Genomic DNA, 13537 nt, shown 5'->3' on the forward strand with positions numbered 1-13537 from the left:
GGCCGGGGAGGAGCGTTGCCCTCCCCTGGACCCCTCCCTCCGTGACCGTACGAAACCCTTGTTTCTGGAGAAATGAAATGACCCATCGCTCAGGCAGCGAGGTTCGCGTGCGCACGGTCGTGCTTCCGACCCGCTGGTCCCCTACCGAATACGATCTCCTGCAGGAGATCGCAAAACATTCGGATGTCTCCGCTGCCGAGGTGCTCCGCCGCCTCGTGCGGCAATCGCACCCGCAGTTGATCCCTTCCCGCAGCCTTGTTCATGATGTTCGGCGCATCGGCCAGAACATCAATCAGATCGCGCGTCATGCGAATACCGCGCGTTCAGTCGAGCTCCTCGATGAGCTGCAATCCGCATATGCCGGTTTGCTCGACGCAATCCGCCGGATGCTGGCGTCGTGATCCCCGCAATCAGCTGGGGGCGAAATTTCGCCGGCCTAGAGATCTACCTTATCAAAGACCGCGATCACGAGATTCTGGAGCTGCGGGAAGTCTCATCGCTGCAAAACGCTTCGGCCGAAATGGCCCTGGTCGCTGAACAGGCGCCTCGGGCTAAAGCGGTCGTGATGCACATTTCGCTATCTGCAGCCATCTGCGACGGCCGGCTTTCCGACGAAACTTGGAAGCAGATAATCGACGCTGTGCTCGCGGAGTTTAACCTTGGCGGCCACCAGCTGATTGCCGTTCGTCATCGTGACAAAGGCTATGACCATATCCACCTCATGATCTGCACCGTGTCGCCACTAACGCTTAAAACACCTGAGAAGCAGCTGTTTCTTGCCCCACATGCACGAGCGAAAGGGGAGCCTTCCTTTGCACTCAAAAAGGAGCAGGTCGAGCAGTTGCCCGCGGCGAATGTCGTCAAGCGTTCCTTCAATCAGTTCGCACTCTATCGGTTGCAGGATCTTTGCCGCCTTATAGAGAAGCGACTCAACCTCCGCCAACTGCGTACCCATCTTGAGATGGATGGGGCGCGGGAGGTCGGTCCCTCGCGTCGTAGCAAGGCTGCGCATGAACATCGTGCGAACAGAACTGGAGAGCAGTCTCTTCTCGAAAGGGCGGACGCGATTCGCGCAGCGCTGGATATGCGAAGCTGGGACGCAGCTGGACGAGCCCTTGCTGCCATCGGTGTCGGGTTCGAAGCTGCCCTACGAAAAAGCAAAACGGCATCTGCCAAGATCGTCGGGCTGACGCTCTATGATCTGCACAGCGGCAACAACCGGATAAAAGCCTCGGATCTGGATACCGCGCAGCGCAGGTATGGCTTACTTCAGATTGAAAAGCGGCGGCCTCCAGACGCGATTTCGTTTGAGCGATGGTGGCCGGAGAATGCCGATTATCTGCGCATCTGCCCGGAGGTGAAGGTCGAAGAGGTTAAGCCAGATCGGACAGAATTCGAGCTTTACCGCGCTCAGCATTTCGAAGCCCGCCGGCTTACGCGCCTTGAGCGTGAGAAACGCAAACGTGAGCACCGTGCAAAGCGGAAGGCATTGTCGCAGCAGCTGACGAAAAAGCGCAAGGAACAAGCCGCACGTCTTCTCCCCTCTCAACGACGGCTGTTCAGCGTGGCATTCACTAAGAATGTCCGGTTGCCTCAGCTAAAAGCGATGGACGACGAGCATCGGGCAGAGATAGGCAAGCTCCGGCTACCGCGCTTGCTGAGCTACGCGGCGTTTATGGCACAGAACGCGCCTGAAAAATCAGTCATCAAGGCTAAGGACCCAGTGATTCTCGAAACGTCCGTTTGCCGATCAACTACGAAGAAAGCCGTTGTAGAGCGATCAGCGTCATCCCGCCTGCCGATCCAACAGAATGCCCAGCCCGAGAACGAGACTGACTCTGACATCGACCTTCAGCGGGCGTGGTCAGCCCAACGATCAGGGCGCTCACGATGATCGTGGCGAGCCACGGACAATGGCTCTGGCCTTAGGCGCTTCGGGAGGCAACGAAATCCGTTGAACCTCCCGAAACCGTTCTGAGTGGCCGAGCCGGCGATACCTGACATCGCTGTCGCTGCATCCACAATCACAACAAACGCCGAAATCACTCCAGCTGTTTACTCGCCCCACTCAACGCGAACGAATTTCTCAATATCAGCAGCTCTGCGTTTCGCAGCTTCTTCATCCCACACTATGCCCTGCAAAAGCTCACGCCCCACTGCCGCTGTCGCCTTAACGCCTCCTTCAACATAGGTAGCAGCCTTCTCAGCAGGGGGCTTGTCGCTGAGTTTCGAATTCGTTCTCGGGGGCAGCATAGTGAGATTGCCGAGGTGATGCACCCACGGCTCCTTACTACTCCGCGGCGTAATGTGCTCAATCGATTTCGCAGGATCAGTTGCCCAGATCTTTTCCCAAGCCAGAGGATCGACATGCTCGCCCTTTTCCCTGGCTAGGTGCTCCTCGTAGCGGAATAGTAGGTAGCGCACTTCGGCTGACCATCCACCATACCACTCTTCCCAGGTGCTGCCGTCTTCTTCGATCACCTCATCGATCGAATAACCATGGCCGATGTCTAACAGTCGCTGCTTAATCGCAGTGGGCTCAAGTAGGGCGTTGATGATCTCATATCCAAGCTCGACATATTCCCCGACACGCTTTCTCGTGTCTGCACCACCTAGCGTGTAGATCCGAAAAGTGACGCGTTCCCAAGCTGCGAGCAGATCTCGTTCGATTTCTTCCTCAAAGCCACGCAAGAGGATAGCGACGGCCACGAAACGGGCCTGCCGCACGCGGGCGACGGCCGAACGGCGCTGGTCATTGTCCAATGAGACAACCTTGTTGACAACACGGCGCAGCCATCGAGCTGCGTCCATGATCGTACGAATAGCGTTGCCCGCGGCGTTAGCGATTTCGATAGACGCGTCTTCTTCGCTGAGCACCCGCCGCGGCGATGTCGGAAGCTTCCATGTGCCAGCGAAGGCAAGTGCTTCATCCCCGAGACGTAAGTCCAACCCTAACGTACGATAGACGTCTTTCCAGATGGTATGCATCTCATGCAAGCCCTCCTGACGCACGCTATCAGGCACGTGTTCGTAGATCAGAGCCATGAGTCGGCTTTTTGTTTTGTCTACCCACTTCACGTCGAGGCCACGGCTATTGAGAACCTCGAAGACGCGGTAAACCACCGCTTCGTCCGCGATTTCATGGTAGATCAGGGAGAGCTTGTTCCTGATGGTAGAGAGGAGCTCCACCAACGGCCGACTTTCTGCCCAGTTCGCGACGAAAGCCTTGCACTCAGCGATTGCATCTATGACGTTTTGATCTGATGCGGTTGGGGCTCTTGTGTCCGCAGCGCGTCCGGTCCGCACATACTGAAGAAACACGTCGCTGCTGTCGTGATTAGTCTGCAATAGGACGACAGAATGTTCGTCATCCTTAACGAGTAGTTCGCCCAAATCGCGCTTGTCGCGGTCGGTATGTTCATTATCCAGGGCTTGCTCGATCGCCTTTAGGAGGATGACGATGGTGGTGATACGCTGCTGCCCGTCAACTAGATCAACGACTTTATACCGTTTAGACCCGATGTTGCAGGATTCGCGTCCAAGGCCCACCACCGTTGCCATGAAATGGTCAAAGCCAGACTGCGCGACTTCTTCAATATCATTGAATAGGTCGGCACGCTGCTTGGCTTGCCATGAATATGCGCGTTGATAATCCGGTATCCTGAACAGCCTTCCGCTGAGCAATTCATCGATTGTCACATGTTGCGGGTTAAGCTGCATTGAGCGAATACCTTCCTTGGAAATTTCTGTTTGGCGAGGGGCGTTCAAGACGCTGCCACTAAGTTTGAAATCGCGGATTTTCAACCATTTCCCTGCCGTCCCGTCACCCGGGAATGCATTGGAGTGTGCGGGACTTAATTCGGGTTACCCTAACCACTAATCACCGATAGTTCGCTGCGGCCTCGGGCGACGGGCGTCACCTCGATCTTCACAGGTATCCGTTCTTTGATTTCCTCGACATGGCTGATCACGCCGACCCGACGGCCCGTAGCATGAAGATGCTCCAGGACTGACAGGGCTTGGCCGAGGCTGGCGCCATCCAGAGCGCCAAATCCCTCATCAATGAACAGGCTTTCGATCTTGAGGCCGCGGCCGGTGGACATCTCGGCAAGCCCGAGCGCCAAGGCCAGGCTGATCAGGAAGCGTTCTCCGCCTGAAAGGTTATGCACACCGCGGATTTCGCCAGCCATGTCATGGTCGACGACCTGGATAAGCATGTCGCCACTAGGAGCGCGTTGGAGCTCATAGCGGGGCTTGAGATCCGTAAGCCTGGAATTTGCGTGCGCAAGCAGCCGATCAAGGGTTAGCCCTTGGGCGAAACGACGGAACCGGGCGCCGGTCGCGTCGCCGATAAGTTCATCAAGGGCGAGCCACACCCGCGCCGCTGTGCGCTCGCGTTCCAGCTCGGCACGAAGCTTTGTGGTCTGTGTCCGCACCTCATCGTCCCGACGGAGGATGAACTGGGCATCCTGGAGCGCCTTCTGAGCGGCCTCGTCAGCTTGCTTGGCTTCGCTGACTGCCTGAGCAAGGGCGTCGCCAGAGAGGGCAGGTGGATCGGTCTGATCGTGGCGGACAAGGTCCTCCTGTCGCTGCGCCAATAGGGCAGCAGCATTTTCGCAGGCTTGGTCGATTGCGGCAAGCGCTTCAACCTCCTTGTCGATTGCCGTCTGTCCTTCCCGCGCTGCGCCGGCGACAGCCTCTTCCTCGATGGCAAGCTCAGCGAGCCGCCCGTGAAATCGACCTTGGCGATCGAGATGATCTTGGACCACGCGTTTGGCTTCCTGATCGGCAGCCTCTTTGCGGGCCGTTGAAGCCGCCTGATTTTCGCGACCGAGAGCCGCCGCAGTTCGGGCAGTTTCCAAGGCCTGGCGACACTGCGACAGCGTCATTTCGTTTCGGGCAACGACGGCCTCCACAGCGTCGCCGCCAAGTAGGCCGCTCCGAGCGTTTGTTAGCTGTATCTGCCCTTGCTCCCAGGCTTTGGCCTGGGACTCGATTTCGTCGAAACGGACGATGGCGGCTGCGGTATCTGCACGAGCCTCAGCGACCGCTTTCTCCAAGCCAGGAATGGCTTCGATGATCCGAGAATGGTCCGCAAAATGCGTACGCCAGGCGTCGGCTTGTTCATCAAGCCAGTCTAAGGGGTCAGCCAGCTGCCGCCAATCTGCGGTGCCGCTAAATCTCACATCAATTGATTTTGCGAGGCGATCCCGGGTTTCGGTAACGTGCGATTTGCGTTCCAGTAGGCTGCTCAATTTCTGCTCGATATCGCGCAAGGTCTGAGCGGCGACGCCTGTCGTTGTGCGATTTCTCTCCCAATCGCTCCGGGTGTCAATCGGCGCGGAACTGGGGACCGGGATCGGCGTGCAATAGGGGACCGGGTAGATAGTGCGCGCATACGCCGTGGCGGGACGGCGGAGGGCGTAGCCCGGAGACGTCCCGCCACGGCGTAAATGGCCTTTTTGCTGGGGTGACCGGGTTCAGCTGCGGTTCTTGAAGCGCCAACTCTCGTTGCCGGTCTCGATGATGTCGCAATGATGCGTCAGTCGGTCGAGCAGGGCCGTGGTCATTTTCGCATCGCCGAACACGGTTGGCCATTCGCCGAAGGCGAGGTTGGTGGTGACGATAATCGAAGTGCGCTCGTAGAGGCGGCTGATGAGATGGAACAGCAACTGGCCGCCGGTGCGAGCAAAGGGTAGGTAGCCAAGTTCGTCGAGGATCAGCAGGTCGAGCCGGGAGAGATGCTCCGCAAGCTTGCCGGTCCGGTCCTGGTGGGTTTCCAGTTCGAGCAGGTTCACCAGATCCGTCGTGTTGTAGAAGCGGATGCGGGCGCCGCCGCGGATGCAGTTACGGGCGATGGCGATGCTCAGGTGGGTCTTTCCTGAACCGGTGCCGCCGACCAACACGACGTTGCGCTGGCTGGCGAGGAAGCCGCCCGTGGCAAGATCGCGAACCAAGCCTTCGTTGATCGGCGTGCCGGTAAACTCGAAGCCGTCGAGCTCGCGGGCGAGCGGCAGCTTCGAGGCGGTCATCTGGTACTTGATTGAACGGGCATGCTTCTCGGCCACCTCGGCCTTCAGCAGGTCGCCAACGACATGCTGGATGGGATGCTGGCGTTTGAGGGCGTCGGTGATGACCTCATCATAAGCGTGGCGCATGCCGGCGAGCTTCAGTTCGGTCATCAAGCCGATGATCTCATGGCGCTCCATCATCATGCCGCCCTCCGCACCGGCAGAAGCCGATCGTACCGGCCTGCATCGGCGACCGGCTCGATCTTGAGTTGTAGATGCTCGGGCGTGGCGATGCTGGGCTCCATCGGCGCCGATCGGGACCGTGCCAGGATGTTGAGCACAACATCGGCGCTCGTGACCCCCTGGGCCAACGCTTCGGCGGCGGCGGCTTCCAGCGCGTCGAGGCCATCGACCATCGCTGCCGTCAGGATCTTCACCATCTGACGATCGCCGTCGTCACTCCCCTTCAACTTGCCGCGCAAGCGCTCCAGCGCTGGCGGCAGCGCAAGCTGTTTGAACGGCGCCCCGTTCCTGAGCGCGCCCGGCTTCTTCGCCAGAACCGGCACATAGTGCCAGGCATCGTATGCCGTCTGCTCACGGCCGAAGCGCCGATCATGATCGGCGACGATATCGTCGCCCTGGCGGATGACGATGCGGTCGGCATAGGCGTGAACCTCGACCGGTCGTCCGAGCGCGCGTGCCGCTGCCGAGTATTTATTGTAATCGAACCGCACGAGCAGCGTCTTGGAGACCGTGGCGGTGACAGCGTGGAAACCGTCGAACGGGACGGTCGGCATGCGCATCAGCGCTGGCTTCTCGTCCTCGAACACGTCGGCGATGGTACGGTCCCGAAGTTCGGGATGCCGATTGGCATTGGCATGTTCCAGGCAGCGGTCCAGCAGCCAGGCGTTCAACTCCTCGTAACTGGCAAAGCGCAGCCGTGGCGTGAAGAAGCGCTCGCGCACCACGCCGACCTGGTTCTCAACCTGTCCCTTCTCCCAGCCCGCCGCCGGCGTACACGCAACAGGTTCGACCAGGTAATGGTTGCACATCTGCAGGAACCGGCGGTTGAACTTGCGTTCCTTGCCCAGGAACACCGCATCCACGGCGGTGGTCATGTTGTCGTAAATCCCGCGCGTGCAGACGCCGCCGAAGAAGGCGAAGGCTCGGGCATGGGCGTCGAACACCATCTCCTGCGTCTCGCGCGGATAGGCTCGGACGAAAAACATCCGGCTATGGCACAGCCGGACATGCGCAACCTTCACGGTCGTCGTCGCGCCCGCCAACACCACGACCTCGTGGCTCCAATCGAACTGGTAAGCCTCGCCCGGCTCGAAGCTCAGCGGCACGAACGCGGTCGCGGTCCGCCCCGCTTCCTCGCGTTGCCAGCAACGGGCATGACGGCGAACCGCGTCATAGCCGCCTTCATATCCCTGTGTCCGCAACGCCTCGAACAGCCGGATCAGCGTCAGCCGTTCACGCCGGGGCTTGCGCTCGTTCTCAGCGAGTAACCGCTCGAGTTCGGCAATGTGGCCGCCGAGCTTTGGCTTCGGCTGAACCACCCGATCGTAGCTGAACCTGCCGTCCTCGGCGTCGATCGCCTTCCTGACTGTCTTCCTCGAAACATGCAGCCGCCGGGCAATCTCCCGCACCGACTGCTTTTGCACGAAATACGCACGCCTGATCCGACCAATCGTCTCCACCGTCGTCATCCTCCGCCTCATCGCCCGCCTTAATTAGCAGCGACAATAGATGACCCGGGGGTGGTCCCCGATTAGGCGCCGATCACCGAGTCAGGTGGGCACCTTTTGCATGCCGAAACACAGCGAATGCGATCGTCTCAAAGTCCAACCACGTCCGAGGGAAAGCCCAATCCGCCATGGCGGTGCGGGCGCCCTCAACGTTATGATCGGGTTCGCCTGTCACGGTAGCCTGGTAAACCCGTTGATGGGTTGGGTTAGTCAGCACCGCGGGGTCAATGTCGAAAAGATCTTCAACCCCGCGACTCAGCCAATGATTGCCGCCGCCATATGGAAGCACGGTCACCGGCCATTCCGGACCTAGCGGAAGTGCTGCCTCGCAATATGCCGCGAAATTGCATGGCAGGCCGTTGCAATGTGATCCAGGGAGGATGCTTGGTTCCTCACCGGCGAGCGTTTCACGCGCAGCGGCTACAACCTCGGCCCGTGTTTCGACCTGGTCCTTGATGTTGGAAGTCAGATCGCTGTCGAAGAACAGGCCCTCCAGCGATCCATCGCTTTTGAGGACGAAGTCGGTGTCCAGATGGCGGATCGCTGCGCTGTCGACTGACACGCCGGCTTCGCGGGCGACCCAAACTTGAGTGGCTAGGTCATTTACGTGATAATCCTTGGGCTTGGTCGAACTTTTGACCTCAGCCATGTGCCAGCCACCGATACCGTTTGGCTCGAGAATATCCACTCTCACCAGAACGCCATCATGCTGAAACGTGGCTTCGAAGATCGGATCCTCGTGACCGCTCTCGAGCAGGGCTTTGGTTGTGGCAAGCGCCGCGGAAAGATCGGGTTCAGCCTCGACCATGACACCGCCCGGCAAGAGCGAGCAGGCGGCGGCGCCAACCTCATGTCCGGCAGCGAAGCGCGCTTCGGCGCCTTCATCGGTTTCGGCGAGGTCGGGGCGATGCACCGATAACCACAGTCGCTTCGGGCACTGCTCGAAATACGTGATCCTGGACTTGGAAAGTCCAAAGGTGGGGGGCGCTACACTCATGCCGTCACCTTGACGGAGAGGCGGGCAAGGGTCAGGCGGAAAATCGATGAGTTGATCGTCATGCCATCAACCATGCATTGTAGGTGCGACAAAAGTGGTCGCGTTAGGCGAGGCGGCTTCCGGCGGCAGCATCGTCAGCGCAGCCGTGATGCGCTGGCGCATCATCTCAATGAGCGCGGCAGGCTGCTCTATGATGAGTTCATTGCCCCAGGTGAATAGATGCTCTGCCAGCTCTCGCATCCCGCCGCTCGTGAAGCGGATAATGAGGTCTCCGTTTTCGAGTTCTTCTATCCGCTGGTTGCGGTGGAACCGCCATTCGCGAGCCCGTGAGGTCGCAGATGCATGAACGCGAAGCACGACGTCTTGCTTTTCGTCTCGCCAGACCCCGAAACTATCGGCCAGCCAGGCATCAATGTCCCAGTCATCCGGGGCACACCCGAGCCTTTCGCTGAGGCGGGGTTCGATCATACGATCCAGTCGATAATAAACCGGGTCGTTTTCTCGATCGGGCATCTTTCCTACCAGATAGGACAGAGGGCCGTGAACAATGCCAAAGGGTATCACCCGTCGCCAGCGCGGTTCTTGCTGCTGTACCGCAGCATAGCTGAATTCAAGGCAGCAACCGGATAATATCGCCGCTTGGACGACCGCAATCGTCTCAGGTGGCACGGTAGCGACGGGGCCGGCGGTGACCATCGTCCGCTGAAGCCGGGTGAGAGCCTCCAGATCAGGGTCAATGCGGCGTTTCTCGCGGTCGTCAAAGGCGCCCTTTACCTTGGCGAGGAGGCTCGCCAGTTGGTCGGCGCGAACTGTTTGGCCAGCCCCTCGTCGCCCATCAGCCTCGGCCGTAAGTGCTGCAACTTCAGCTGCAGTTGGACGAGTGTAAACGCGCCGAAGGCTGTCTCTGATGAGAAAGCGCTTACGGCGATCCTCGGTTACTTCCTCAAGGTCGAAGTGCCGCGCGATGACGTCGCGCATCCGCTCGGCGGTTCTTCGGTTGACCCCCAGTGTTTCAGCCATTTCGTCGAGTGTCAGGCCCTCGGTCGATTCTGATAGCGCGTGTACGAGCGCCAATAATCGGTCCAATTTGGCCATACGATCGGTCATGCTGCACTACCCCCCATTCGTGCCCAACTACGACCGCTTTCGCCGCTCTTTCAAGAGCCTAATGAAGGAAATCGAGGTTCCCGATGCCGGGATGGGGCGCAGGCTAGGCTGCCCAGAGTGAAAGGGCGCGCTTCTACGGCTTACCGAGATAAGAGTTGGTCGGCCATATCGCCAATTCGCTCATAACCGACGATCCGCTCCCGCCATGCTTGTGGGATGCCGGCTTCACCATAGAGGGCGCCGGCGAGCTGGCCGGTGATTGCAGCGGTCGTGTCGGCATCCTCTCCGAGATTGGCGGCAGTCAGGACGGCTTCTGCGAAACTGCCGGTTCGACCGATGCACCAGAGTGCGGCGTCCAGCGAATGCGCGACATAGCCCGATGCGCGAATATCTTGCCTTGGCTTACCTCGCCAGGAGCCACCAACGATGTCGGTGATATTCGCGGTCAGGCCCTCGACGCTGATGTTGAGAACCTCGTCCAGGGTGCTACCGGAAATCGCGCTCGCGATCATTCGCGCATAGATGACGCAAGCCTCCACTGCCTCAGGCGCCGCGTGCGTGGTCCGGCTCTGACGTGCTGCCGCGTCATCGAGCGCTGGGATGGCGTCATGATATCGTAGAGCTACTGGCGCGAGGCGCATCAAGCTGCCGTTCCCTGCGGTGGCGGGATCAGTCGATCCGGCGATGGGATCTCCCGATTGCTCCCAGCGAGCCAATGCTGCGCTGACGGTCATGCCTATGTCGAAGCAATGTCCGTTTGACGAATAAGATCCCTTATCCCGCCAAGCGACGAAACGCTTCATGAGGTCAGCTTCATCGATACCATTGCAGGATAGAAGGCTTTCCGCCAAGGCGAGGGCCATTGACGTGTCGTCCGTCCATTCGCCAGGTCTCAAGCCGAACGGGCCGCCACCGATCATGTCGGTTAGAAGGGGATAGCTGTCCCTGCGCGCAAACTCCAATGTCGTTCCGAGGGCGTCGCCTACAGCCAAACCGATCAAAGCGCCTCGGCCGCGAGAACGGACCGCTGCGGAGGTCTTGGCGGGACGAGCCTCTTCGACTGTGGCCCTTCGCTGAACATAGGTGAGTTGGTCGTGAGTCTCGATCGCTCCGGGGCGAGCCGCCCGCACCTGCTTTATGGCAGCCTTCGGCTCGGTCCCCAGTTCGGCCAGTAGGCGCGCGGTTATCATTCCAGCGCGCCCCAAGCCGCCCTTGCAATGGAGCACGATATCGAAGCCCTGGCGTAGACGGGAGCGCAGATTGGTTCCAATGGCGGCCCATGCCTGCTCGAATGCCGGGGAGGGAATGCTTACGTCAGCGATGGGCAGATGAAACCAGTCCATGTGACGCGTGCGTACTTCCTCGCCGAGCCGTTCCACGCCAAGGCTAAGGAATTCTTCGGCTTCGATCAGAGAGACTACCGCGGCAGCGCCACTGGCTTGAATGGCGTCCAGGTCTGCGCAGAGGTCGCGGTTCCATGCGCCCGTCAGCGCATCTTGCTGCTTTTTGCCCGGGCAGAATGTGATCCCTATTCTGCCGCCGCGAGTGCCGGTTGGGACGAACGCGATCTTCAACGGATGGCTCGCACTGGTGCGAGGCAGATTAGCAGCGTCTCTTTGGTCCATTCTTATCCTTTCGGTCCATCTTCATGGCGCCAGCTTGAAGTTGGCGAGAGCTATTGCGACCGAATCTGACAGATGTGGTCGTACTTACCTCCTCGAGGTCTTCGCGAGGCCGAACTATCTTGACCCAGCGGCTACGATCGGGTGGTGAAAGCACCAAAGGGGAAATATCATGAAGATTGATCGAGATACGCTGAAAGAGGCGGGAACCAGCGCCGCGAAGGTCGGCCAGAAAATCGGCGAGAAGACTGTCGATGGGGTGAAGAAGGCTTGGGACACCGAGATGGGACGAACCGCCATCACCGGCGCTGCGGCTGGTGCCGCTATCGCTGCGGTCGTGCCCTTCGTCACAGTTGGAGCAGGCCTGCTGATCGGCGGCGCGATTTCCGTGTTGGCGAAGAACATCAAGTCAAGCCAGTAAGCATCAACCGCTAGGAGGGTGCGACCACTAGCAAAGGTCCCCAAAGGCTTTGTCCTCCATTTGGTGGTCCGGTAAGTTCGCTACTGCCGGGCCGTCGATGAAAATCGCTGAACGGAATCCAGGATGATCGGAATTTTCTTGCTGGCGGCTGCTGTAACCGTCGTCGATGGCGATACCATCCGTTTGGATGGAGAACGCGTGCGTCTAGTCGGTATCGACGCGCCTGAAATCCATGGATGCCCGGAGGGGCGCGCATGTGCTCCGGGAGACGGGCAGGCGAGTAAGCGGAGCCTGCAGAATCTTATGAACGGTCCCATCAGCATCCGCCGCGTGGGATACGACCGTTATGGTCGTACCCTCGCCCACATCTATGTGAACGGGGTCAATGTTGCCTGTGAGCAGATTGGCCGAGGGCAAGCGGTCTACATGAGAAAGTGGGACAATGGGCTTGAACTGGCGCGGGAGTGCAGGTGATGTCGCGTCGCTGGGATGAGCGGGATAGTGAGGCCGATGGTTCGCCCTTCCCCTATCTGGTGGCTCTAGAAGCGATTGTCATCGGAGGTCTTGTCCTGCTCGGCACGGGTATGATGCTCGCATCAGGCGTGAGACGGCTCATTGGCCTGTTCGGCTGATATGAAAGGCGACGGTGCGGAGATGCATGCTAATCGCATTGAAATGGCGCGTGATCTAATCAGAAATTCACGTTCTGGTTCAACAAGCCGATTAGCCAGGGAATTGGGAATTCAATATGCATATGCGCGCCGAATTATGGACGATTTAGAAGTGTCCGGTTTGGTGAGTGCGCCAGACGAAAACGGAGCGCGCATGGTTGCATCAGACGATTTATTTGGGATTTTGTAAGTTGGTCCGGCTGATTTTTATCGCGCTTGCTTTGCTCATGGCTTTCTTTCTGATATGTTTTATTGGGAAGGTGCTGCGGAGGGCACTGCAAGGCATCGTCAATGCCGCTTTTATCCTCGCAAAAGTTGCGGGCGCCGCATTGGCGGCGGCATTGGCTGGCCTTGTTGCCTTCGTTGTGCTGCCCATTGCTCTCGTGGGTGATTGGTTCGGAATTGTCGTATCTGGCGTTGCGATCATGGTTTTAGTCCTGTGCCTGAGAAAATTCGGACGCCGTGAGGGACTTGCTGATCGGCAGCTGCTGGCGATCGAAGAGGAGTCGACGATGGCTCCTGCGGTCGTCGAGGAAGCTTTCGAGCCCGAGGCGGATCCACGTATCGCTGAAGCCTGGAAAATCGCTGGAGAACTTGCGCCAGAATACGCGCAGCGTCTTTCTTTAGCTCGGCGTAGCTGTGCTCGGGTGCTGGAGTTGGCAACCGAGGAATCAGTCGAATGGAGCGTCGTTGACTGTTCTACATTCATCTCCCGCACGGTTCCGGAAGCTGTGTCAACCGCAGCGGCACTGATGAAGGACGCCGCCCCCTCAGAGCGACGCTGCCTTGCTGATGAGCTGGTGGTTGACCTTGAACGGATCGCGCAGCGCGCGCGGGAGGAAATCGACAGCCGCCGCCTGCAGCTGCGTAACAGTTGGAATATTGTCCGCACCCATATTGCAAGCAGAACGTCCCGCGACGCATTGTAGCGACGGTGCAGCCGCACCAATAATATGG

General features: G+C 59.2%; 14 protein-coding genes. 7 read left to right on the top strand and 7 right to left on the bottom strand.

The annotated features are described in order from the left end of the window. The first annotated feature begins 77 nt into the window (after positions 1–77). The gene (locus L858_RS0107605; protein WP_022682557.1) at positions 78–401 is read left to right on the top strand and encodes a plasmid mobilization protein; all 324 of its coding nucleotides are present in this window, start codon (positions 78–80) and stop codon (positions 399–401) included. After that, on the top strand, positions 398–1894 hold the full coding sequence (locus L858_RS0107610; RefSeq protein WP_022682558.1) for a relaxase/mobilization nuclease domain-containing protein: 1497 nt from the start codon (positions 398–400) through the stop codon (positions 1892–1894). The genes L858_RS0107605 and L858_RS0107610 overlap by 4 nt, the downstream gene beginning before the upstream one ends. A 161-nt stretch (positions 1895–2055) precedes the next feature. Here the strand turns inward: L858_RS0107610 and L858_RS0107615 are convergent, their stop codons facing one another. The 7 genes from L858_RS0107615 to L858_RS0107645 form a co-directional block, all read right to left on the bottom strand. Continuing rightward, positions 2056–3804: a DUF262 domain-containing protein gene (locus L858_RS0107615; RefSeq protein WP_202951357.1), complete on the bottom strand. Its 1749-nt coding sequence runs from the start codon at positions 3802–3804 to the stop codon at positions 2056–2058. A 65-nt stretch (positions 3805–3869) separates the two neighbouring features. Further along, positions 3870–5276, bottom strand: coding sequence for an SbcC/MukB-like Walker B domain-containing protein (locus L858_RS0107620; protein ID WP_028055918.1), 1407 nt, complete (start codon positions 5274–5276; stop codon positions 3870–3872). 204 nt (positions 5277–5480) lie between these two features. Then, positions 5481–6212, bottom strand: coding sequence for an IS21-like element helper ATPase IstB (gene istB, locus L858_RS0107625; RefSeq protein ID WP_274518600.1), 732 nt, complete (start codon positions 6210–6212; stop codon positions 5481–5483). Continuing rightward, positions 6212–7723 carry an IS21 family transposase gene (gene istA, locus L858_RS0107630; protein ID WP_028055920.1) on the bottom strand — a complete coding sequence of 504 codons (1512 nt, stop codon included), beginning with the start codon at positions 7721–7723 and terminating at the stop codon, positions 6212–6214. Before istA ends, istB begins: the two co-directional genes overlap by 1 nt. Positions 7724–7796: 73 nt before the next feature. Further along, positions 7797–8759 (bottom strand): PD-(D/E)XK nuclease family protein, encoded by a 963-nt coding sequence (locus L858_RS19835; RefSeq protein WP_238564939.1) that lies wholly within the window; start codon positions 8757–8759, stop codon positions 7797–7799. A 66-nt stretch (positions 8760–8825) separates the two neighbouring features. Further along, on the bottom strand, positions 8826–9866 hold the full coding sequence (locus tag L858_RS0107640) for a helix-turn-helix transcriptional regulator (protein ID WP_037504470.1): 1041 nt from the start codon (positions 9864–9866) through the stop codon (positions 8826–8828). A gap of 140 nt (positions 9867–10006) precedes the next feature. Continuing rightward, entirely contained in the window at positions 10007–11491 is a 1485-nt protein-coding gene (locus L858_RS0107645) for an ADP-ribosylglycohydrolase family protein (RefSeq protein ID WP_022682562.1), read from the bottom strand. Positions 11492–11660: 169 nt separating this feature from the next. Between L858_RS0107645 and L858_RS0107650 the strand changes: the two genes are divergently transcribed. The 5 genes from L858_RS0107650 to L858_RS0107665 all read left to right on the top strand — a co-directional run bounded on the left by L858_RS0107650 (position 11661) and on the right by L858_RS0107665 (position 13509). Further along, positions 11661–11909 (top strand): hypothetical protein, encoded by a 249-nt coding sequence (locus tag L858_RS0107650; RefSeq protein WP_022682563.1) that lies wholly within the window; start codon positions 11661–11663, stop codon positions 11907–11909. 123 nt (positions 11910–12032) lie between these two features. Further along, positions 12033–12383, top strand: a complete 351-nt coding sequence (locus L858_RS0107655; protein ID WP_022682564.1) for a thermonuclease family protein — start codon at positions 12033–12035, stop codon at positions 12381–12383. After that, a complete protein-coding gene (locus tag L858_RS21945) occupies positions 12383–12541 on the top strand; it encodes a hypothetical protein (protein WP_193742851.1) in 159 nt (52 codons plus the stop codon). The genes L858_RS0107655 and L858_RS21945 overlap by 1 nt, the downstream gene beginning before the upstream one ends. Positions 12542–12584: 43 nt before the next feature. Beyond that, positions 12585–12770, top strand: coding sequence for a DNA translocase FtsK (locus L858_RS22535; protein ID WP_420801827.1), 186 nt, complete (start codon positions 12585–12587; stop codon positions 12768–12770). Next, positions 12739–13509: a hypothetical protein gene (locus L858_RS0107665; protein ID WP_028055921.1), complete on the top strand. Its 771-nt coding sequence runs from the start codon at positions 12739–12741 to the stop codon at positions 13507–13509. Before L858_RS22535 ends, L858_RS0107665 begins: the two co-directional genes overlap by 32 nt. Positions 13510–13537: the final 28 nt, after the last annotated feature.

The sequence above is a fragment of the Sphingobium bisphenolivorans genome, assembly GCF_000412635.1.
Taxonomy (GTDB): domain Bacteria; phylum Pseudomonadota; class Alphaproteobacteria; order Sphingomonadales; family Sphingomonadaceae; genus Sphingobium; species Sphingobium bisphenolivorans.